24 protein-coding genes are annotated in these 19,535 nt (G+C 52.7%); all 24 read left to right on the top strand.

Annotation, left to right across the window (positions count from 1 at the left end; translation table 11 throughout):
- Positions 1-27: 27 nt before the first annotated feature.
- The 24 genes from NST43_RS19300 (at position 28) to NST43_RS19185 (ending at position 19,480) form a co-directional block, all read left to right on the top strand.
- Entirely contained in the window at positions 28-681 is a 654-nt protein-coding gene (locus NST43_RS19300) for a flagellar brake domain-containing protein (protein WP_339225472.1), read from the top strand.
- 211 nt (positions 682-892) lie between these two features.
- Complete coding sequence (cmk, locus tag NST43_RS19295) at positions 893-1,603, top strand: (d)CMP kinase (RefSeq protein WP_339218773.1); 711 nt, start codon at positions 893-895, stop codon at positions 1,601-1,603.
- Positions 1,600-2,187: a lysophospholipid acyltransferase family protein gene (locus NST43_RS19290; RefSeq protein ID WP_209993927.1), complete on the top strand. Its 588-nt coding sequence runs from the start codon at positions 1,600-1,602 to the stop codon at positions 2,185-2,187. Before cmk ends, NST43_RS19290 begins: the two co-directional genes overlap by 4 nt.
- Positions 2,188-2,365: 178 nt before the next feature.
- Positions 2,366-3,694, top strand: coding sequence for a 30S ribosomal protein S1 (rpsA, locus tag NST43_RS19285; RefSeq protein ID WP_209993926.1), 1,329 nt, complete (start codon positions 2,366-2,368; stop codon positions 3,692-3,694).
- 175 nt (positions 3,695-3,869) lie between these two features.
- The gene (der, locus tag NST43_RS19280) at positions 3,870-5,195 is read left to right on the top strand and encodes a ribosome biogenesis GTPase Der (protein WP_036698150.1); all 1,326 of its coding nucleotides are present in this window, start codon (positions 3,870-3,872) and stop codon (positions 5,193-5,195) included.
- A gap of 12 nt (positions 5,196-5,207) precedes the next feature.
- Positions 5,208-5,825: a glycerol-3-phosphate 1-O-acyltransferase PlsY gene (gene plsY / locus NST43_RS19275; protein WP_209993925.1), complete on the top strand. Its 618-nt coding sequence runs from the start codon at positions 5,208-5,210 to the stop codon at positions 5,823-5,825.
- Entirely contained in the window at positions 5,818-6,858 is a 1,041-nt protein-coding gene (locus NST43_RS19270; RefSeq protein WP_339218769.1) for an NAD(P)H-dependent glycerol-3-phosphate dehydrogenase, read from the top strand. The genes plsY and NST43_RS19270 overlap by 8 nt, the downstream gene beginning before the upstream one ends.
- A gap of 67 nt (positions 6,859-6,925) precedes the next feature.
- A complete protein-coding gene (locus tag NST43_RS19265; protein ID WP_209993923.1) occupies positions 6,926-7,201 on the top strand; it encodes a stage VI sporulation protein F in 276 nt (91 codons plus the stop codon).
- Between the two features lie 235 nt (positions 7,202-7,436).
- Positions 7,437-7,616, top strand: coding sequence for a DUF2768 family protein (locus tag NST43_RS19260; RefSeq protein ID WP_209993922.1), 180 nt, complete (start codon positions 7,437-7,439; stop codon positions 7,614-7,616).
- 104 nt (positions 7,617-7,720) lie between these two features.
- Positions 7,721-8,314 carry a hypothetical protein gene (locus tag NST43_RS19255; protein ID WP_339218766.1) on the top strand — a complete coding sequence of 198 codons (594 nt, stop codon included), beginning with the start codon at positions 7,721-7,723 and terminating at the stop codon, positions 8,312-8,314.
- A 24-nt stretch (positions 8,315-8,338) separates the two neighbouring features.
- Positions 8,339-8,710 carry a 2Fe-2S iron-sulfur cluster-binding protein gene (locus NST43_RS19250; protein WP_339218764.1) on the top strand — a complete coding sequence of 124 codons (372 nt, stop codon included), beginning with the start codon at positions 8,339-8,341 and terminating at the stop codon, positions 8,708-8,710.
- A 53-nt stretch (positions 8,711-8,763) separates the two neighbouring features.
- A complete protein-coding gene (locus NST43_RS19245) occupies positions 8,764-9,522 on the top strand; it encodes a DUF3939 domain-containing protein (RefSeq protein WP_209993920.1) in 759 nt (252 codons plus the stop codon).
- A gap of 431 nt (positions 9,523-9,953) precedes the next feature.
- Positions 9,954-11,432 carry a stage IV sporulation protein A gene (gene spoIVA / locus NST43_RS19240; protein ID WP_036727319.1) on the top strand — a complete coding sequence of 493 codons (1,479 nt, stop codon included), beginning with the start codon at positions 9,954-9,956 and terminating at the stop codon, positions 11,430-11,432.
- A 354-nt stretch (positions 11,433-11,786) separates the two neighbouring features.
- Positions 11,787-12,059: an HU family DNA-binding protein gene (locus NST43_RS19235; protein ID WP_019909963.1), complete on the top strand. Its 273-nt coding sequence runs from the start codon at positions 11,787-11,789 to the stop codon at positions 12,057-12,059.
- Positions 12,060-12,163: 104 nt separating this feature from the next.
- The gene (gene mtrB, locus NST43_RS19230; protein ID WP_209993918.1) at positions 12,164-12,412 is read left to right on the top strand and encodes a trp RNA-binding attenuation protein MtrB; all 249 of its coding nucleotides are present in this window, start codon (positions 12,164-12,166) and stop codon (positions 12,410-12,412) included.
- 107 nt (positions 12,413-12,519) lie between these two features.
- The gene (locus NST43_RS19225) at positions 12,520-13,059 is read left to right on the top strand and encodes a hypothetical protein (RefSeq protein ID WP_339218758.1); all 540 of its coding nucleotides are present in this window, start codon (positions 12,520-12,522) and stop codon (positions 13,057-13,059) included.
- 114 nt (positions 13,060-13,173) lie between these two features.
- On the top strand, positions 13,174-14,043 hold the full coding sequence (locus tag NST43_RS19220; RefSeq protein ID WP_339218756.1) for a heptaprenyl diphosphate synthase component 1: 870 nt from the start codon (positions 13,174-13,176) through the stop codon (positions 14,041-14,043).
- A gap of 3 nt (positions 14,044-14,046) precedes the next feature.
- The gene (locus tag NST43_RS19215; RefSeq protein WP_339218754.1) at positions 14,047-14,799 is read left to right on the top strand and encodes a demethylmenaquinone methyltransferase; all 753 of its coding nucleotides are present in this window, start codon (positions 14,047-14,049) and stop codon (positions 14,797-14,799) included.
- Positions 14,792-15,667, top strand: a complete 876-nt coding sequence (locus tag NST43_RS19210) for a UbiA-like polyprenyltransferase (RefSeq protein WP_209993914.1) — start codon at positions 14,792-14,794, stop codon at positions 15,665-15,667. Before NST43_RS19215 ends, NST43_RS19210 begins: the two co-directional genes overlap by 8 nt.
- Positions 15,664-16,266 carry a flavin prenyltransferase UbiX gene (locus tag NST43_RS19205; protein ID WP_339218752.1) on the top strand — a complete coding sequence of 201 codons (603 nt, stop codon included), beginning with the start codon at positions 15,664-15,666 and terminating at the stop codon, positions 16,264-16,266. The genes NST43_RS19210 and NST43_RS19205 overlap by 4 nt, the downstream gene beginning before the upstream one ends.
- A gap of 3 nt (positions 16,267-16,269) precedes the next feature.
- Entirely contained in the window at positions 16,270-17,130 is an 861-nt protein-coding gene (locus tag NST43_RS19200; protein ID WP_339218750.1) for a menaquinone biosynthesis protein, read from the top strand.
- On the top strand, positions 17,127-18,095 hold the full coding sequence (locus NST43_RS19195; RefSeq protein ID WP_339218748.1) for a polyprenyl synthetase family protein: 969 nt from the start codon (positions 17,127-17,129) through the stop codon (positions 18,093-18,095). Before NST43_RS19200 ends, NST43_RS19195 begins: the two co-directional genes overlap by 4 nt.
- 110 nt (positions 18,096-18,205) lie before the next feature.
- Positions 18,206-18,649, top strand: coding sequence for a nucleoside-diphosphate kinase (gene ndk, locus NST43_RS19190; protein WP_036727303.1), 444 nt, complete (start codon positions 18,206-18,208; stop codon positions 18,647-18,649).
- A 27-nt stretch (positions 18,650-18,676) separates the two neighbouring features.
- Positions 18,677-19,480 carry a protein-glutamate O-methyltransferase CheR gene (locus NST43_RS19185; protein WP_339218746.1) on the top strand — a complete coding sequence of 268 codons (804 nt, stop codon included), beginning with the start codon at positions 18,677-18,679 and terminating at the stop codon, positions 19,478-19,480.
- Positions 19,481-19,535 lie beyond the last annotated feature (55 nt).

Here is a 19,535-nt window from a genome sequence, read left to right as displayed (position 1 = left end):
TTACTAACTCAAGCGGCGGTGACAGGTTTGTATCCCAAAATCAATGAGTATCTATACCTCCAGGTGGCATCCAGCGATGCGGCTGAGTCTGAGATCCAGTACCGGGCAAGGATTGCTGATATGGAGGACGAGAGCTTCCTGATAGAAATTCCTATGCATGAGAGCAACGGGCGGCTTAAGAAGCTGTTCGTCGGTGACGAGCTGTCGGTCTATTTTCTCACAGAGGGCGGCATCAAGAATTACTTCAATACTCACGTGCTCGGATTCAAGGAAGAGGTTATCCGGATGGTCCGGCTGCGGAAGCCTGCGGTAGAATCCATCTTCAAAATGCAGCGCCGCAGTTTCTTCCGCGTCAATGCCGAGCTGGAGCTGGCCGTTAAGGATGCCCTGGGCAGCCGGTTCCTGGTGCGTACCGAGGATATCGGCGGCGGCGGAACGTCATTTCTCAGCGATGCCAAAATCACTTTGGAGGTGGCCGACAAGCTGGCCTGCTGGCTGCTCGTTTCCTACCGTAACGGAAGCACGGAGCATGTTAATTTCGAAGGCGAAATTGTACGGATCAAACCGCTGGAGACCGGGCGGAATCTGGTCATGGTTAAATTCTCTGCCATTTCCGATGCGGAACGGCAAAAAATTATCCGGTACTGCTTTGAACGCCAATTCGATTTCCGCAACCGCTGATTCCCTGCGCAGAAATTTTTAAAGTGGCCCTAAATCAGCTTTTTTCTCCCTAAAAAACCTCAATGTCATTTTGCACTGGGGTTCAAACTGTGGTATAATTTTATAAGTCGCAGGCAATGCCTGCTTTTTTCTTGAGAATATGAGCAAGTTCCTAGAGAGATATGTCGATAGGCATATTTTTGTGGAAGAGTGTTTGAGGAGGAATGCCCCGTTGGACAGGCAGGATACACATACTAACGACCGAATTAACGTCGCCATTGACGGACCTGCCGGGGCAGGCAAGAGCACTGTAGCCCGATTGGTAGCACGGGAGCTGTCTTACATTTATGTGGACACGGGTGCCATGTACCGGGCAATCACCTGGTATATGCTTCGTGAAGGCATAGCTGCGGAAGAACATGAGCTGGTGGGCCGGAAAGTCCATGATATGGCGATTGAGCTTCTGCCGGAGAAAGATGTGCAGAAGGTGCTGATTAATGGGGAAGACATGACCCCGCATATCCGCAGTCTTCAGGTCAGCGGCCAGGTGTCGCAGTATTCGAAGATTGAGGGTGTAAGATCCAAGCTGAGTCAATTGCAGCGTCAGATGGCGCTCCGCAAGGGAGTCGTAATGGACGGCCGGGATATCGGTACAACCGTACTGCCGGATGCCGAAGTGAAGATTTTCATGACGGCAAGTGTGGAGGAGCGTGCTCTCCGTCGTTATAAGGAACTGAAGGATACGGAAACAGTGACTCTCCAGCAGCTTGAACAGGATATTGCAGCGCGGGACCGGCTTGATGAAGGCCGGGAGATTTCACCGCTGTGCCGTGCCGAAGATGCTATTCTTCTGGATACGACGCATATGGATATCCTTCAGGCCGTGGAAGCCATCGTCTCCCACTGCAGAACCTATGTTAACGGGGAGAGAAATTATTTATGATTTATGCATTTTGCGTTGCCCTGCTTCGTATGATTTATGCCATACTGTTCCCGCTCAAGATTGTGGGAAGTGAGAATGTGCCGAAGGAGGGTGGAGTCCTGCTCTGCGCGAATCACATCAGCCTGCTTGATCCTATGACGATCGGCATTAAGCTGAAACGACAGGTAAGATATATGGCCAAGGCGGAATTGTTCAACGTTCCTGTGCTGGGCTGGCTCATTAAGCAATTGGGCGCATTTCCTGTCAAACGTGGCGGCGTAAGCAAAGAATCCATTAAGACGTCCCTCAATACGCTTCGCAGCGGACATATGATGGGTATCTTTCCGGAAGGAACGCGGAACTCCGATTCCGGTTCAGCCAAGAAGGGGGCGGCAAGCTTCGCGCTCCGCAGCGGCGCAGCCGTTGTACCGGCAGCCATTATCGGGTCCTACAAGCCGTTTCGCCGGATGACTGTTGTATATGGGGCACCCATAGACCTTAGTGCCTTTGAAGGTGCGGGAAGTGATTCTCTGGAAGCTGTAACCGATGTAATTATGGGGCGCATCCATGAAATGATCAGCACCGGCAAGCCCAGTTCGCGGTAAGACCGGGAGTTAAGTCTGTTGTTCCGGGAATAGCTTATAAATTACAGCATAACCGCTATTTTTTGGAACATACTAATCTACAAAGTGAAATGTTTAACTGAAGCAATGAATGATTGTTTTGAACTCTGCTCTACGCGGGTTTAAATAAATGGGGTTTTGAATCGAGGAGGGTAATCACATGTCTGAAGAAATCAAGAATCAAGAAGCTGCGGATAACGTTGAGAATAACGAGACCGTAGAAGGGGCAGAAGCTGTGGAATCCGCTGTAACTGAGTCTGCAGAAGCAGTTGCCAGCAATGAAGAAGAAGTGACAAGCCAGGAAGGTCTGGAAATCATTTCTCTGAAAAAAGGCGATACCGTGAAAGGAACAATCGTCAAAATCGAAGATAACCAAGCTTATGTAAGCATTGGATATAAATACGACGGCGTAATTCCTATTCGCGAATTGTCTTCCGTACAGCTGGACAATGCCGCAGCAGCGGTAGAAGTTGGCCAGGAAGTGGAATGCAAGGTTGTCAGCATCAACGACAACAAGGAGAGCCTGGTGCTTTCCAAGCGTGCAATCGACAGCGAGAAATCATGGGAAGATCTGGAGAAGTATTTCGCTTCCCAGGAATCCTTTGAAGTTACTGTTGCTGACGTTGTCAAAGGCGGTCTCGTGGCTGATGTTGGCGCGCGCGGCTTCATCCCGGCTTCCATGGTTGAGCGTCACTTCGTTGAAGATTTCAGCGATTACAAAGGCCGCACTCTGCGTGTCAAAGTGAAAGAGCTTGACCGTGAGAACAGCAAGGTAATTCTCTCCGCCAAAGAAGTTCTGGAGGAAGAATTCGAAGCGAACAAGCAGAAGATTATGGCCGAGCTGTCCGAAGGTCAAATCATCGAAGGTACAGTTCAACGCCTGACCCAATTCGGCGCATTCGTTGATGTTGGCGGCGTAGACGGACTGGTTCACGTATCCGAGATCGCTTGGAACCACGTGGAGAAGCCATCCGATGTAGTATCCGAAGGCGACAAGGTTCGCGTTAAAGTACTTAAGGTTGATCCTGAGAAGGGTAAAATCAGCCTCAGCATCAAAGCAGCTGCCCCAGGTCCTTGGGATTCCGCAGCGGGTAAGATCAACATCGGCGATGTGGTTACAGGCGAAGTTAAACGCCTTGTAAACTTCGGCGCATTCGTTGAATTGCTGCCAGGCGTTGAAGGCCTTGTGCATATCTCCCAGATCTCCCATAAGCACATTGGTACTCCGCATGAAGTGCTCAAAGAAGGACAGGAAGTACAAGTGAAAGTGCTTGACTTCAACCCATCCGAGAAGCGCGTCAGCCTGAGCATCAAGGAAACTGAAGAAGCTCCGGCTCCTTCGGCCAGACCAGAACGCAGCAACAGCAGAGACAGAGCGCCTAAGGAAGTGCTGAACAATCCTAACGTATCGCTCAGCAACGAAGGCCTCAGCTTCACACTGGCTGAACGTTTCGGCGACAAGCTCGACAAATTCAAGGGTAACAACTAATCCCTTTGTTATCTCATCATAACGGGTAAAGTAATCGGCGAGCCCTCGATCAGAGGGTTCGCCGATTGTCTTTTCCAAGGCGTACACGAGAGCGGTAAGGCAGCAATAAGACGGTTAGCCAATTGTATTGTTTTTTGCTATGATGAGTAACGTAAGGAAGACAGGAGGAATGAATATGGCAAGACCCGTAGTGGCCATTGTCGGCAGGCCTAACGTCGGAAAGTCGACGATCTTTAACCGGCTGATTGGCGATAGACTGGCCATCGTAGAAGATAAACCGGGGATTACACGTGACCGGATATATGGAGTCTCCGACTGGAACGGCAAATCTTTCAGTGTCATTGATACTGGCGGGATTGAGATTGACGGGGAAGACGCAATTCTGAAGTCGATCCGCGTTCAGGCGGAGCTGGCGATTGAGGAAGCGGATGTGATCGTCTTCATGTGCGAAGCGAAGAGCGGACTCACGAGTTCGGATGAGGAAGTCGCGCAGATTCTATTCCGCTCCGGCAAGCCGATCGTTCTGGCTATCAATAAAGTGGATAATATGAAGCGCACCGAAGATATTTATGAATTTTACACCCTTGGAATTGGTGACCCGATCGGAATTTCAGGAAGCCACGGAACCGGAATCGGAGATCTGCTGGATGCGGTCGTTGAACGTCTTCCGGACAAGGTAGATGAGGAATATGATGAAGATGTGATCCGTGTGGCCTTGATCGGTCGTCCCAATGTAGGTAAATCCTCGCTGGTGAATGCTATTCTAGGCGAAGAGCGTGTCATTGTCAGCGATGTTGCGGGTACTACACGTGATGCGATCGATACCCCGTTTGAACGGGATGGCCAGCGCTATGTGCTGATCGATACAGCGGGTATGCGCAAACGCGGCAAGGTCTATGAGAACACGGAAAAATATAGTGTAATGAGAGCCATGAAGGCGATTGAGCGCGCTGATGTTGTACTGGTTGTAATCAACGGCGAAGAAGGCATCATCGACCAGGACAAGCACATTGCCGGGTATGCCCATGATGCTGGCAAGGCTTCGGTTTTTGTCGTCAACAAATGGGATGCGATTGAGAAAGATGACAAAACGATGCAGAACTTCGAACGCAACATCCGTGATCACTTCCTGTTCATGAGCTATGCTCCGGTGGTATTCCTGTCTGCGCTTACGAAACAGCGTCTGCAGAAGCTGCTGCCTGTTGTACAGCATGTGGCTCAACAGCACGCCCTGCGGATTACGACCCACCTGGTGAATGATGTGGTATCGGATGCTGTGGCGATTAATCCTCCGCCTACGGACAAAGGCCGTCGTCTGCGCATTAACTATGTCACCCAGGTGGCAACGAAGCCGCCGACCATCGTGGTATTCGTCAATGATCCTTCGCTGATGCACTTCTCCTACGAACGTTATCTGGAGAACAAGCTGCGCGCAGCGTTCAATTTCGAGGGGACACCGATTCGCCTCTTTACACGGCGTAAATCCGAGAACGAAGGTTAGGGGAGAAGAGTAGTGGCGTTTGAACTTCTGGTTATCGTTATAAGCTATCTGCTTGGCTCCATCAGCTTCAGTGTATTGCTCGCCCGGCTGCTTAAGGGGATTGATATCCGCCAATATGGAAGCGGCAATGCGGGAGCGACCAATACGCTGCGTGTGATGGGGAAGGGACCGGCCATACTGGTGCTGTTTCTGGACGTACTGAAGGGAATTGCCGCAGTCTGGCTTGGCACATGGGCCGGGGGATGGGGAAGCTGGGTCGCCGTGGTCTGCGGTCTCGCTGCCATCATCGGGCATAACTGGCCGGTCTATTTTCACTTTCGCGGGGGCAAAGGGATTGCAACAACGATTGGCGTGATGGCAACGCTTGTATTTTGGCCTGCGCTGATTGCCGGTGCGGTTGCTATTCTCGCTATTGTTCTTACCCGCTATGTCTCGCTGGGCTCACTGATTTTTGTGGCTCTGACTCCAGTGTTTCTGTTGTTCACGGTGCATACGACTCCAGAGTTATGGGGAAGTCTGATCATCGTGGTGTTCGCCTTCTGGCGTCACCGCAGCAATATCGTGAAGATCTCGCAGGGCCGTGAGAACAAAATCGGCTCCAAAGCCAAGGAGGGGAATCGCGTTGTCTGATAAAGTAACCGTGCTGGTCGCGGGCAGTTGGGGAACTGCGCTGGCTACTGTGCTGGCGGCTAACCACTCGGAGGTTTATCTGTGGACGCGAAAGCCTGAGCAGGCTGCCGAGATCAATGAAGCACATACGAATCATCATTTCCTGCCGGGGATTAAGCTCCCTGGAAATATTATTGCCACCACGGACATGGAGACTGCCGTCTCCGGTTCGAAGGCGGTAGTCATTGTGGCGCCTTCTTCCGGAATGCGCCAGGTGGCACATAGCCTTAAGCCGTTCTGGAAGGAAGATATGCTCTGTATTCACGCCACGAAGGGCTTCGAGACCGAGACCATGAAGCGGATGTCCACAGTGATCTCGGAAGAGCTGGGCTGCGGTGAAGGCGATATTGTTGTGCTCTCCGGGCCGAGCCATGCCGAGGAGGTGGTACGGCTCTGTCCGACCACGGTCGTCGTGGCTTCGCCGGATGAGAGTCGTGCCAAGGCGGCGCAGGGGCTGTTCATTAACAACGACTTCCGTGTGTATACGAACAGGGATCAGCTAGGGGTAGAGCTGGCTGGTGCACTGAAGAATATAATCGCGCTGGGTGCGGGACTATCCGATGGACTTGGCTTCGGGGACAACGCGAAGGCGGCGCTGCTTACCCGCGGCCTGGCCGAGATCTCCCGGGTCGGGGTAGAGATGGGTGCAAATCCCTTAACCTTCTCCGGCCTTGCCGGACTTGGTGACCTGGTCGTAACGGCAACAAGCCAGCACAGCCGCAACTGGCGCGCCGGCTCCATGCTGGGTCAAGGTCAGCCTCTGAATGAGGTGCTGGACTCGATGGGCATGGTTGTTGAAGGCATCCGGACGACGGAGGTTGCTTATGCGATCTCGCTGAAGCTGGGTGTGCAGATGCCGATTACCGACCAGATCTATCATGTGCTGTTCAAGGGCAGAACACCGCGTAATGCGGTGGAAGCTCTGATGGGCCGTGACCGCAAGACAGAGATGGAGGCCATTTCCCAGGAGACCTGGGAGCAGTGGCATTCCTGATCACGTTCACCTTTTGCCGGAATATCTCATATGTTGTTAATGGGGATTGACGGAGGAGGGATGAACAGTGAGCAAAGATTTTTCCAAGGATGCTTTGAACGCCATCAACAAGAAGACGGGCAAAAACATTTCGGAAGGTGCCATCAAAAAGCTGGCCGGTACGGTTAAGCCGGGCACTACGCAGAATGAAGCCCAGCTCCGCCAGTTAATTAAGCAGGTGTCAGCGATGGCTAAAGTGCCTGTCAGCGAGACTACCGTACAGGAGATCGTCAATGCTGTTAAAAAAGGCGGCGCCGGTTCCGGTACGATGGAGTCCTTAATGAAAATGATGCTGAAAAAATAGCATATTCGTTAAGTAAGGCCATCCCTTGCGGATGGCCCCTTTTCAGACTGGGTATAGACTCCGGAATGCAACTTGATTCCGCGGTTTATGCCTTTTTTTAAAAGATAAGAATTTATATTTGTGGGGTTATTTTACCATTCGCTGGGGCTGAACTGTAAATTAATACTTAAAAAATGTCGGGATTCACGCTATAATAGTCGCAATCCGGGAAAAGTGAAATGGAGGCGCATGACCGATGGACCCGATGACAAAAATGTGGCTGTCCCTGATTGCGGTACTGATTATGGGCTTATCCGTTTTTTTAATTACTTTTGCACGCAGCAAGACGAAGGGCCTGCTTAGAGCTGTACTATCGATTATTGCCTTTGTTATCCTGCTGCTTGGAGTTTTGGGCGGGGCCGCTTCAATTATGTAAGCATTTACATTAGACTAAGGCAGACGTATTTCTGACAGAATCGTTAATTGATTTTACAGGAATGGGGCGTGTGTTGATCGATGGCCGGTTCAGGGATACCCTATGTGCTTGAGAGTGCACTTGGCAGCATAGCAGAAGAGCTAGATTGTATCGGGCCGGGCAAGCCGCCGGTATGGCTGCTGGGGGGGAGCTGCGGATTGCTGCTGCATGGGGTTCGGCTGAGTGCTGCTCCGCGCGATATTGACCTTTATTGTAATCTGGAGGATACCCAGCGGCTTCATCAAGCACTGCTGAGGTACACAGTCAGCGCGCCGGAAGAGGATGATAGCGGAGGCTGTTACTCCCTGCGCGGACTCTACTTCATCGGGGAGGTGAAGGTTGAGCTGGTGGGCGGATTCAGAATCGGCAGCGGCTCCGGGCAATATACAGTGGATATCGGTCTGCTGCAGCCCCATGCGCCGAAATGCATTTACGAAGGGATCGGCCGGCTGGCCCTGATGCCGCTTGTCCATGAGCTGATCTTCAATCTGCTGCGGTGCAGGGAGGATCGCTGCCTGGCCATCGCGGAGCTGATCAAGCAGAATGTAGCCGTCCATCTGCCGCTTCTGGAGCAGCTCATTCAGGAGAACCAGCTGGAAGCTGATCTGCAGACGAGATTGGACGAGCTGCTTGGAATATCCGAATCTATACGTATTTAACCTGAATCCAAGGAAGGAGACTGTATGATGAATGCTAAATCGCAACTAACGGTCACTTTCCTTCCGGACAACTGCAGCGCCTCCGTCAAGCATGGCGTCTCGCTGCTGGAGGCTGTGCGTAAAGCCGGAATTAAGCTGCCGACCCGCTGCGGGGGCAAGGCGGGATGTATGATGTGCAAAGTATCCGTGGAGAGTGCAGATGCCGGAGCACTTAGGCCTCCTGCAGAGGCAGAGAAGCGCAAGCTTGGCAGCCTGCTGGATGAAGGCGTCCGTCTGGCCTGTCAGGCCGCCGTATGGGGCGATGTCCGTGTGCATATTCCCGAGGACCCGCTGAAGGCTGCTGTACGCCGCAGACTGGAAGCGGCGCGCCGTGGCGAAGCGGAGGATTTATGGTGACGGTCACTCCCGGTGTGTATGCACCTATAAGACAACAGAGAGGAGCCCCGCGAATGGACTCCATGCATCTGGTGAAGCTCAGGCAGAGACGGAAAAGGTCGGCGCTGCTGCTGCCTTTACTTGTCTTGCTGGTCATGTCTCTAGGCGGCTGCATGTATCCCGGGGAGCAACAGCAGCCCGGCAGCGGATACCGCGAGAGTGTGAAGCGGGTGCAGGCGGCGGTAGATGATTATCAGGAGCAGAAGGGGCTGCTGCCGATCTTGACCAGCGATCAGACCACGCCCAGATACGAGAAATTCGTGATTGATCTGAATAAGCTGCAGCAGGAAGGGTACTTGGATGAAATCCCGGCGGCAGCGTTCGAGAAGGGCGGCAGCGCCCATTTCCTGGTGCTGAATGAGGAGACGGACCCTCAGGTCAAATTGATGGACCTGGTGACTGTGCAGAAGGTTAACGATATCCAGCGTAAGGTGAATCTCTACAAGTCTGGGCACGGCGGGAAGCTTCCGGCAGGGGAGGAGCTGTATCCCGGTCTTGCGTCCATCGACGCCAAACGGGCAGGAACCGGGACGATCAAGCTAAGCAGTGTATATTCGGGTCAGCCACTCGGGTTCCTGATGGATCGCAGCGGGACAGTCTATGTAGATTACAGCGCGGATATTGCTTCAGCAATCGATAAGAACGGCAGTGTGCCTGCGGCAGACCGTGACCTGCGTCTGGAGCTTGAGCAGGCCTCGTACTATGTCCCCGTCAAGTCACTCCCTTATCTGTGGGCCCAGGGCCAACCGGTCCCGCAGGCTCCGCAAGACTAGCAATACACTATTGTAATCTAGGGCAGCAGTTCTTCGAAAACGGGAGAATTGCTGTTTTTTTTGCTGGGAAGCGCAGTAAGAATAGTAGTTCTAGGCCGAAGGCCGCCCTCATAGACTTGATGAGAAGACTTGCGGGCGTCTTGACGCGTTGGTGAGCTAGATAGGATATACGAAATTTCAGCTGCAAAATGCGAGGACGCTGGTCATAAATCCGTTACGGATACATATGATGATACTAGTCCAAATGCATGTCCGAGCATTCGGAGTTTAGCGCGGGGCAACCTTGCTTCGCCTCAGGCAATTAAGCTAGGCTTCGGGCGGGCAAAGCTTAGTCCGGTGGTTGTCCTGCAAGGGTCAGTTTGCCGGCGGAACGCGAAGTCGATGCTCTTCAGGCATTTTTTCTTCGGAGTAATATGAGGAGGGGATCTCTTTTGGAAAAAGTGGATATTTTCAAGGACATTGCCGAGCGTACCGGCGGAGACATTTATCTTGGCGTCGTCGGCGCGGTTCGCACGGGGAAATCGACATTCATCAAGCGCTTCATGGAAACGATTGTTCTGCCGAACATCACAAGTGAAGCAGACCGGGTAAGAGCGGTCGATGAGTTGCCGCAAAGTGCGGCAGGCAAAACTATTATGACTACCGAGCCTAAATTCGTACCCAACAATGCGGTGCAGATTAAGGTGGCCGAAGGCCTGGAGGTCAATGTCCGGCTGGTCGATTGTGTAGGCTATGCAGTGGAAGGCGCAAAAGGGTATGAGGATGAAAATGGTCCGCGCATGATCTCGACTCCTTGGTTCGAGGAACCGATTCCATTCCAGGAAGCGGCTGAAATCGGGACACGCAAGGTCATTCAGGAGCACTCTACTCTGGGTGTAGTAGTAACTACCGACGGTACGATTGCCGAGATTCCGCGGAGCTCGTATGTCGATTCCGAAGAACGTGTTATCGCAGAGCTGAAGGAGGTCGGCAAGCCGTTCGTGCTGGTCATCAACTCTACCCGGCCGCGCAGTGAGGAAGTCCAGCAGCTCCGCAGTGAGCTTGCCCTCAAATACGATATTCCGGTGATGACGCTCAGCGCTGCGAATATGACCGAGGACGATGTGACCGGTGTGCTGCGTGAAGTCCTGTATGAATTCCCTGTACATGAGGTCAATGTTAACCTGCCAAGCTGGGTGATGGTGCTGGGCGAGAATCACTGGCTGCGCAGCAGCTATGAGAATTCTGTCCGCGATACCGTGAAGGATATCCGCCGTCTGCGTGATGTGGACCGCCTGGTCTCCCAGTTTACAGAATATGATTTCATTGACAGGGCAGGCCTCAGTGGCATGAACATGGGCCAGGGAGTAGCTGAGATTGATCTCTACGCTCCTGAAGAGCTGTATGATCAGGTGCTGATGGAGGTAGTCGGTGTTGAGATTCGCGGCAAGGATCACCTGCTCCAGCTGATGCAGGACTTCTCCCATGCCAAGCGCGAATATGACCGCTTCTCGGAAGCGCTGGAGATGGTCAAAACCACGGGGTATGGCATTGCCGCACCTTCTCTGGCCGAGATGGCGCTGGATGAGCCTGAGCTGATCCGCCAAGGCTCCCGCTTCGGAGTCCGGCTGAAGGCAACGGCACCGTCAATCCATATGATCCGTGTGGATGTCGAGTCGGAGTTCTCGCCGATCATCGGTACGGAGAAGCAGAGTGAAGAGCTGGTTCGTTACCTGATGCAGGATTTTGAGAATGACCCGATCAAGATCTGGGAATCGGATATCTTCGGCCGGTCCCTGCATTCCATAGTCCGTGAGGGTATTCAGGGCAAGATTGCGATGATGCCGGATAACGCCCGTTATAAGCTGCAGGAAACGCTGGGCCGGATTATCAACGAGGGCTCGGGCGGCCTGATCGCCATCATCCTCTAACTGAAATAAGCGTGATCTTTGGAGCGGGAGCTTATCCCGCTCTTTTGCGATTTCCGGGCCCTTTCGCTGCTAGAGTGGAAAAGGGGGATTCTCCCTGGAAAGCCTCCGCATTTACGGAATAATTGGTAGTAATAGACTGCACGGATGCAGCGGAAGGAAGGCAAACATGATACTTTCTGCTCCTTTTTTGAGGAACGCCTTGAAATTATGGGTGGGCTGTATTACTATAAGTTTGTTGCGCTTCTAGAAGAGAGGTGCCAGTATCTAGTAATAAACGGGATTATCACGTATATTTTACGTTGAAACGGAAAGAGTGTATGATACCGGAACTTTTAATCAGGGAGGTGAGAAGACATGAATAAATCAGATTTGATCAACGTAGTTACAGAAGCAACTGAACTTCCCAAGAAAGATGCTACGAAAGCGGTAGATGCCGTTTTTGAAGCGATCACAGGTGCACTGCAAAGCGGCGATAAAGTCCAGCTGGTTGGCTTCGGAAACTTTGAAGTGCGCGAACGTTCCGCACGTAAAGGCCGCAACCCGCAGACTGGTGAAGAAATCGAAATTCCTTCAAGCAAAGTACCGGCATTCAAACCCGGTAAAGCGCTGAAAGACGGAATCAAATAAAGATTTCTACATATCTGCCCCATAGTCCTTGAATAACAACGATGCCGCCTTCCAAGGCGGCATTTGTTTTTGAGAGAGGCTCACAAACTTTGAGGAGGATTACAATGACTGAGAAGAAGAATGATGTGAATCCTGCACCGTCCGGCAGCGACTATATCATAGTCAAGGCCAAGGAGAACGGTGTCCAGGTCATCGGGCTGACCAGAGGGCTGGACACACGGTTTCACCATACGGAGAAGCTGGACAAAGGCGAGGTGCTCATTGCCCAATTCACCGATCACACCTCAGCAATGAAAATCCGCGGCAAGGCTGAAATCTGGAGCAAACACGGACAATTAGAGAGTGAAAGCTGAAAAGCAGGCATAGCCTGCTTTTTTTCAAAATATAACTAGGTATGGGCCGCTCTGCGGTGCTGTATATTCCTGCAGAGCAGCGGAAATTATGAGTAAGGGGGCTTGTCATGAACCGGAGCTGGCTAATCGGAACGGCGATGCTGCTCAGTGCAGCTACTACCCTGCTGCTGCCGCAATTGGCCGGCAACGTTCTAACTGCCCAGAGCAATTATAACGCAGTACAGACTATCGGCCCTGGCGGCCTGGTCCTGGAGAATGACAATCTGGTAGATGCGCTAAGTGAGATTCCGCTCAGTCTGATGATTGACAAGGCAGGCTGGGAGAATGGGGTATTGTCTCTGGATCTCAAGGTGAACGGTGATGTTCACGAACCGCAGGAGCTGTACCGTAACATGGCTCTGGCTATCGGGTTCGCCATTCAGGAGACTGCGAATGTGGACCAGCTGCTGCTGAGGGTGGTCGCTGAGGATCAATGGCTGGATACCCGCCGTCTGCTGCTTGCCGGGGATATCCGCCGGAGTGAGTGGACGCCCCTCCTGCAGGAGGCGCTGCAGAACGCAGGCAATTCCCCTCTTCCCGATTCGCTGAAGAACGGCTTCCGCATTAGCGAAAGCGAGCTGTGGAAAAAGCAGTTCATTTATCCCTGAACCGGGTAAATGAAACTAGAGGGCTTCACCCGTGCGTGACAAAAAAACATGTGATATAATAGACAAGATTGTGAGCAAAGAGTTTGACAAACGTCAATGGCTTCGGAGGCTAAAATGAAACCGTACCGCATACCGCAACTGGCTAAACCTTACACCGACTACGATATGATTCAGCGGCATACGGAACTGCCGCCGTTCTCAGACGGGCGGGGTCATTTGTTATATATTTTTCTCGGCAGAGGCCGGGAGGCGGACTTCCAGCAGGGAGAGCTGTTTACCCTGGTGACCGGACTCGTCCAGCTTGGACTGGATACCCATGAGAGCATCGACCGGAATCATGAAGAGCCCGGGGGCGATATTATGCGCACCCGCCAGCTGAAGGTTCTGGCCGGTGACTATTTCAGCAGCTGGTTCTACCATCTGCTCGCGAGGCACGGACAGATCGAAATGCTGGGCACATTAAGCGCGGCTATCGCTGATTTCAATGTGATGAAGGCCAATCTTTTCGGCAAGATGAGCGGAAGACTTGTCCCGGCCGACCAATACTTGAAGCACACGGTACAGCTCAATATGCGGCTGTTCCTTTCTTTTACACCGATGATTGAAGAACCGTTAAGAGACATCTGGCAGAAGCTGCTCGCAGAATTCAGCCAGTGTGAGACTGCAGCCCAGGAATTGCGCCGGGGAGCAGCGCCAACAAGTGCGCTGGAGGGCTATGCTTACTGGAAGGTGCTGGAAGCGGCAACCGAAGAGGAGCGTCAGCAGCTTAAGGGCCAGACCCTGGACCCTAAGGACTGGCAGAAGCTGAAGCTGAGGTGCAAATGCGATACGCTGCTGACGGACAAGCTGCATGCTTCACTTGCGTCCATTCAGGCGTTACTGCAGGGCATCAGGGACGAGGAACTGGCTGGTCAGCTCAGAGCAGCACTGGACCGCCTGCTTCTGCAAATGAAAATTTCCGGACAAGCTGCCGTGGAGGGTTAGAGAATGACAGTTGATAAAGCTACCGTAATAGGTGAGCAAGGCGAGAAGCCGAAGGAGCAATTTGTCCATTCGGTATTTGAGAGCATTGCCGGCAAGTACGATCTGATGAATGATATTCTGAGCTTCCGCCGCCATAAGGCCTGGCGCAAGTTCACCATGCGCAAGATGGGCATGAAACGCGGGGACTCGGCAGTGGACCTCTGCTGCGGTACCTGCGACTGGAGTATTGCTCTCGCTGACGCGAGTGAGTCCGGGAATGTCATGGGGCTGGACTTCAGCGCAGGTATGCTGGAGGTGGGACGGCGCAAGGTGGAGGCGCGCGGACTGCAGGACCGTATCTCCCTGATTCAGGGCAATGCGATGGAGCTGCCGTTCGGCGACAATTCCTTCGATTACGCGACGATTGGTTTTGGACTCCGTAATGTGCCTGATCCCGTTCAGGTGTTAAATGAGATGAAACGCGTGGTGAAGCCGGGCGGAATGGTGGTATGTCTGGAGCTGTCGAAGCCGATGAAGCAGCCGTTCAAAGGTATTTATTATTTTTATTTCCAGCGTGTGCTTCCTCTGCTAGGCAGGTTGTTCGCCAAGCGTTATGAGCAATACAAATGGCTTCCAGAATCACTGGCCCTCTTCCCGGACAGGATGCAATTGGAAGAGATTTTCCGGGATACCGGACTTATAAAAGTGGAATCGTTCCCCTTGAACGGTGGCATCGCAGCGTTACATCTTGGGCTCAAGGAGAACTGTAATGTTTAAGAAAATCGGAATTTTTCTACAAATGATTAAATTCGAGCACACGGTTTTTGCGTTGCCCTTTGCATTTATGGGTGCTTTGCTTGGTTCAGTAGTTATGTTTGGGGAACTGCCCTCCTGGAGCCAGATCGGATGGGTAGTTGTTGCTATGTTCGGCGCACGCAGCGCGGCCATGGGGCTTAACCGGCTGATCGACCGGATCAGTGATGCGAAGAATCCCCGGACAGCGGGAAGAGCCATTCCGGCTGGATTACTGAAGGTTGGAGAGGTATCGCTGTTCATTGCGTTCTCGTTCTTTTTGCTGTTCTGGGCAGCCTTCAAGCTTAATCCGCTGTCAGCGAAGCTGCTGCCGATTGCTGTTTTTCTGCTGGTCTTCTATTCCTTCACCAAGCGCTTCACCTGGGCCTGCCACCTGATTCTAGGGCTTACGATTGCCCTTGCCCCTCTCGGCGGCTGGGTTGCGGTTACAGGAACGGTGGACTTGACTGCTATGATCTTCTATTTCACGATCGTATTCTGGACAGCGGGCTTTGATATCATCTACTCCTGCCAGGATGTGGACTTCGACCGCAAGGAAGGGCTGTATTCCATTCCGGTGCGCTTCGGGGTAGCCCGTGCGTTGGGGATTGCCAAGGTCTTCCATCTGCTGACCGCCCTCGGCTTCATCTCCCTGGTGTTCATCACGGAGCTGAGCTGGTGGTATGTAGCCGGCATGGTGCTTGCCTACATTATACTGTTCTATGAGCACTACATTGTGTCTCCGGGTGATCTAAGCAAGCTGCAGACTGCATTCTTCACCATGAACGGTGTGCTGAGCATTGTTGTCTTTTCCTTTACTCTGATTGACCTGGTGGTGCAGTTCTACAAATGACCGAACTTAAGCCTAAGAACTTCGTGGTTGGCATTACCGGCGCGAGCGGGGCGATCTACGGCATCCGGCTGACAGAGACCCTTCTCTCCTTTGGTTACACGGTACATCTGGTTGTAAGTAATGCGGGCTGGCGTGTCTTCAAGGAGGAACTGGGCTATGCCGTATCAGACCGGGAGGGATTCCTGAACGAGCAGTTCGGCAGCTATCCCGGTTCTCTTCTGTATCACCCGGTGCAGGATATCGGCGCTTCGATTGCCAGCGGTTCCTTCCGGACAGAGGGGATGATTATTATGCCTTGCTCGATGGGAACACTGTCTGCTGTAGCACATGGCAGCTCGGACAATCTGCTGACGCGGGCTGCGGATGTCATGCTGAAGGAAGGCCGTCCGCTCGTTCTGGTGCCACGGGAGACACCGCTGCATGCGATTCACCTGGAGAATATGCTGAAGCTGTCGCGGATGGGCGTCAAGCTGATTCCGGCAATGCCGGCGTTCTATTACGGCCCTGCAACTATGGATGATCTGATCAATTTCATGGTGGGGAAGGTGCTCGACAGCTTCGGGATTGAGCATACTTTATTTCGCAGATGGGGGGAATGAAGGGTGACAGACCTAGAACACACCGTCATCGGCAAAATCAGCTATACCAATTCATGGCCGGTCTATCATCATTTCCATCCTTCTTCTTTAAGCTTTCCTGCTGAAATGGTGAGTGAAGTGCCTGCTGTCCTTAATCAGGGCATGGCAGCGGGAGATATTCATGTAGGGGCCTTATCCTCCTTCGCTTACGCCGCAGCCAGCGACCGGCTGCTGCTGCTGCCTGGTCTGTCCGTCAGTGCGGACGGTCCGGTGGGGTCGATATTGCTTTTCTCCAAAAAGCCGTTACAGCATATTGGCAGCGGAACGATCGCGGTGACGAACACCTCGGCTACCTCGGTTAATCTGCTGAAGATCCTGATGCATAAGGCCTTGGGAGCCAGCCCGGAGTACATCAGCGCCGAGCCCGATCTGAATGCTATGATGCAGCAGGCTGATGCCGGCCTCTTGATCGGTGATCATGCCATCCGCGCTTCCTGGCAGGATCAGGGATATGAAGTGACGGATCTGGGCGAGCTGTGGAAGGAATGGACCGGCCACTGTATGACCTTTGCCGTATGGGCGGTTAACCGTAAGGCTGCAGCCCGGAGTCCGGAGGCTATTGCCGAGATCGCCGAAGCCTTCGAGCGGAGCAAGAGACGCGGCCTGAATGAGCTGGGACCGGTAATTCATGAAGCCTGCCGCACGATCGGGGGCATGGCCTCCTATTGGAATGATTACTTCCGTAATTTGTGTTATGACTTTGGGGAAAGGCAGCAAGAAGGTCTGAACCTCTATTTCCGCTATGCCTATGAATTGGGCCTGCTGCCGCAGGAAGTGAAGATGGAGATTTGGAGCCACAATCTGCTGACACGGGTGAAAGAATGAAGCGACTGCAAATATTCGGCTTGCTGAACAAAGATATGGATCAGATTGAGAAAGAGCTGTACCGCAGTGTCCAGGGAGACGATGATCTGCTGAGCGAAACCTCGCTGCACCTGCTGAGGGCAGGGGGCAAGCGCCTTCGGCCGGTATTCGTCCTGATGGGCGGCAAATTCGGCACTTATGACCTCGATAAGCTGAAGCGCGTCGCTATTCCGCTGGAGCTGATTCACAGCGCCTCACTGGTTCATGATGATGTCATTGACGATGCGGAGCTCCGGCGGGGTGAGCCTACCGTTAAGGCAAAATGGGGCGACAAGATCGCCATGTACACCGGCGACTATATTTATGCGAAGGCCCTGGTGATGACTTCAGGGCTGAAAAATCCCCTGATTCATCAGATTCTCTCCAAAGCCATGGTTGAGATGTCCATCGGAGAGATGGAGCAGATCCGCGACTTCTTCAACAGCGGACAGAGCGTGCGCCATTACCTGCGGAGAATCCGCCGCAAGACAGCGCTGCTGATTGCCGTCAGCTGTCAGCTTGGCGCTCTGGCTGCAGATGCGGAGCCGGGAACCGCCAGGCTCCTCTATAATTACGGATATAACGTTGGAATGGCGTTTCAAATCCGTGATGATCTGCTCGATCTCTCCGGAACGGAGAAGCAAATTGGCAAGCCGCCTGGAAGCGATATGCGGCAGGGGAATATTACACTGCCTGTTATCTACACTCTGCAAGATGACAGGCTCCGCAGCCGCCTGCTGGAAGAGCTTGAAGCGATTCGTGAAGGGAACAGCGGGGTCGGCCGGGCTATTGATCTGATTCTCTCCGGCGACGGGATTTCCCGTGCGGAGGAGCTGGCTTCCTGTTATATTGCCAAGGCGCTCGAAGCGCTGGATCAGCTGCCAAGCAACCGGACTAAGCGCAATTTGCGCGATATCGCCTTTTTCGTGACAGGCCGGGCTTATTGAAAATATAAGAACTCACCTGTAAATTTACGTTCACAGATGCCGGGGTTTCTGATAATATCAGACCATAAACAGCCATTCATTTAGAATAAGGGAAATTGGAGAGTGACTCTATGGAACAAACGTATCTGATGATCAAACCGGATGGTGTACAGCGCGGATTAATCGGACGCATCGTCGCCCGCCTGGAAGACAAGGGGTTCAAGCTGGTGGCTGCCAAGCTGATTACCGTTACAGAGGAGCAGGCCAAGAAGCATTATGCAGAGCATGACGGCAAGGATTTTTTCCCGGAGCTGGTAAGCTTCATTACCTCCGGTCCTGTGTTCGCCATGGTATGGGAAGGCGATGATGTCATCGCATTATCCAGGCTCCTGATCGGCAAGACCAAAGTCGGTGAGGCCCTGCCGGGCACCATCCGCGGGGATTATGCCAGCCATACTCCGCTTAATCTGATCCACGGATCGGATTCACCGGACAGTGCAGCACGTGAGATCGCCAATTTCTTCGCTCCGGATGAGCTGGCACAGTATCATAAAGACATCGCGGCCTGGATGTAAGATCCGGGCAGGAGACAGGAGATTATTATGGCTGAACGTGACGAATCCTCATTAGCACCGGACCCTGATTACACCGGATTTATTCATAATATTAAACAAAGCACCGGCATTGACCTTGCGCAGTATAAGGAAGCACAGATGAAGCGTCGGCTGACGACGCTCCGGATGAAGAACGGCTACAATACCTTTAACGAATTCTATGCGGCCATGATGAAGGACAAGGCTCTGTTCTATGAGTTCCTGGACCGCATGACGATCAATGTCTCTGAATTCTGGCGGAATCCGAACCGCTGGGAAGTGCTGAGGGATGTGATTCTGCCGGATCTTCAGCGTTCCGGCCGCAGGCTGAAACTATGGAGTGCTGCCTGTTCCACAGGCGAAGAGCCTTATACGCTGGCGATGATTCTCTCGGATAAGAATATTCTGGCCCAGACCGGGATTCTGGCTACAGATATTGATGACGGGGCGCTGGCCAAGGCGAAGCAGGGGATCTATCTTGAGCGCTCCTTGAAGGATGTGCCCAAAGATGTCGCAGACCGGTATTTTACACCGGAAGGCCCGGTCTTCAAGGTCAGTGAAGGACTGAAGAAGAATATCGATTTCCGCAAGCAGAATCTGCTGCTGGATAAATTCGATGAAGGTTTCGATCTGATTATCTGCCGCAATGTCATGATCTACTTCACCGAAGAAGCCAAGAATAAGCTGTATCACAAATTCTCGGCCAGCCTGCGGCCCGGGGGCTATCTGTTCGTGGGCAGCACGGAGCAGATCTTCACACCGGCGCAGTATGGCTTCGAATCTACCGAAACCTTCTTTTACCGCAAGAAATAGCATTAGTCTGCTGGAATCTCCCTTGGTGTAGGGTATACTTTAGGCGCTTTTCAGT

It is taken from the genome of Paenibacillus sp. FSL H8-0332, assembly GCF_037963835.1.
GTDB classification, from domain to species: domain Bacteria; phylum Bacillota; class Bacilli; order Paenibacillales; family Paenibacillaceae; genus Paenibacillus_AQ; species Paenibacillus_AQ rhizoplanae.
This window is presented reverse-complemented; position numbering and strand designations above follow the sequence as displayed.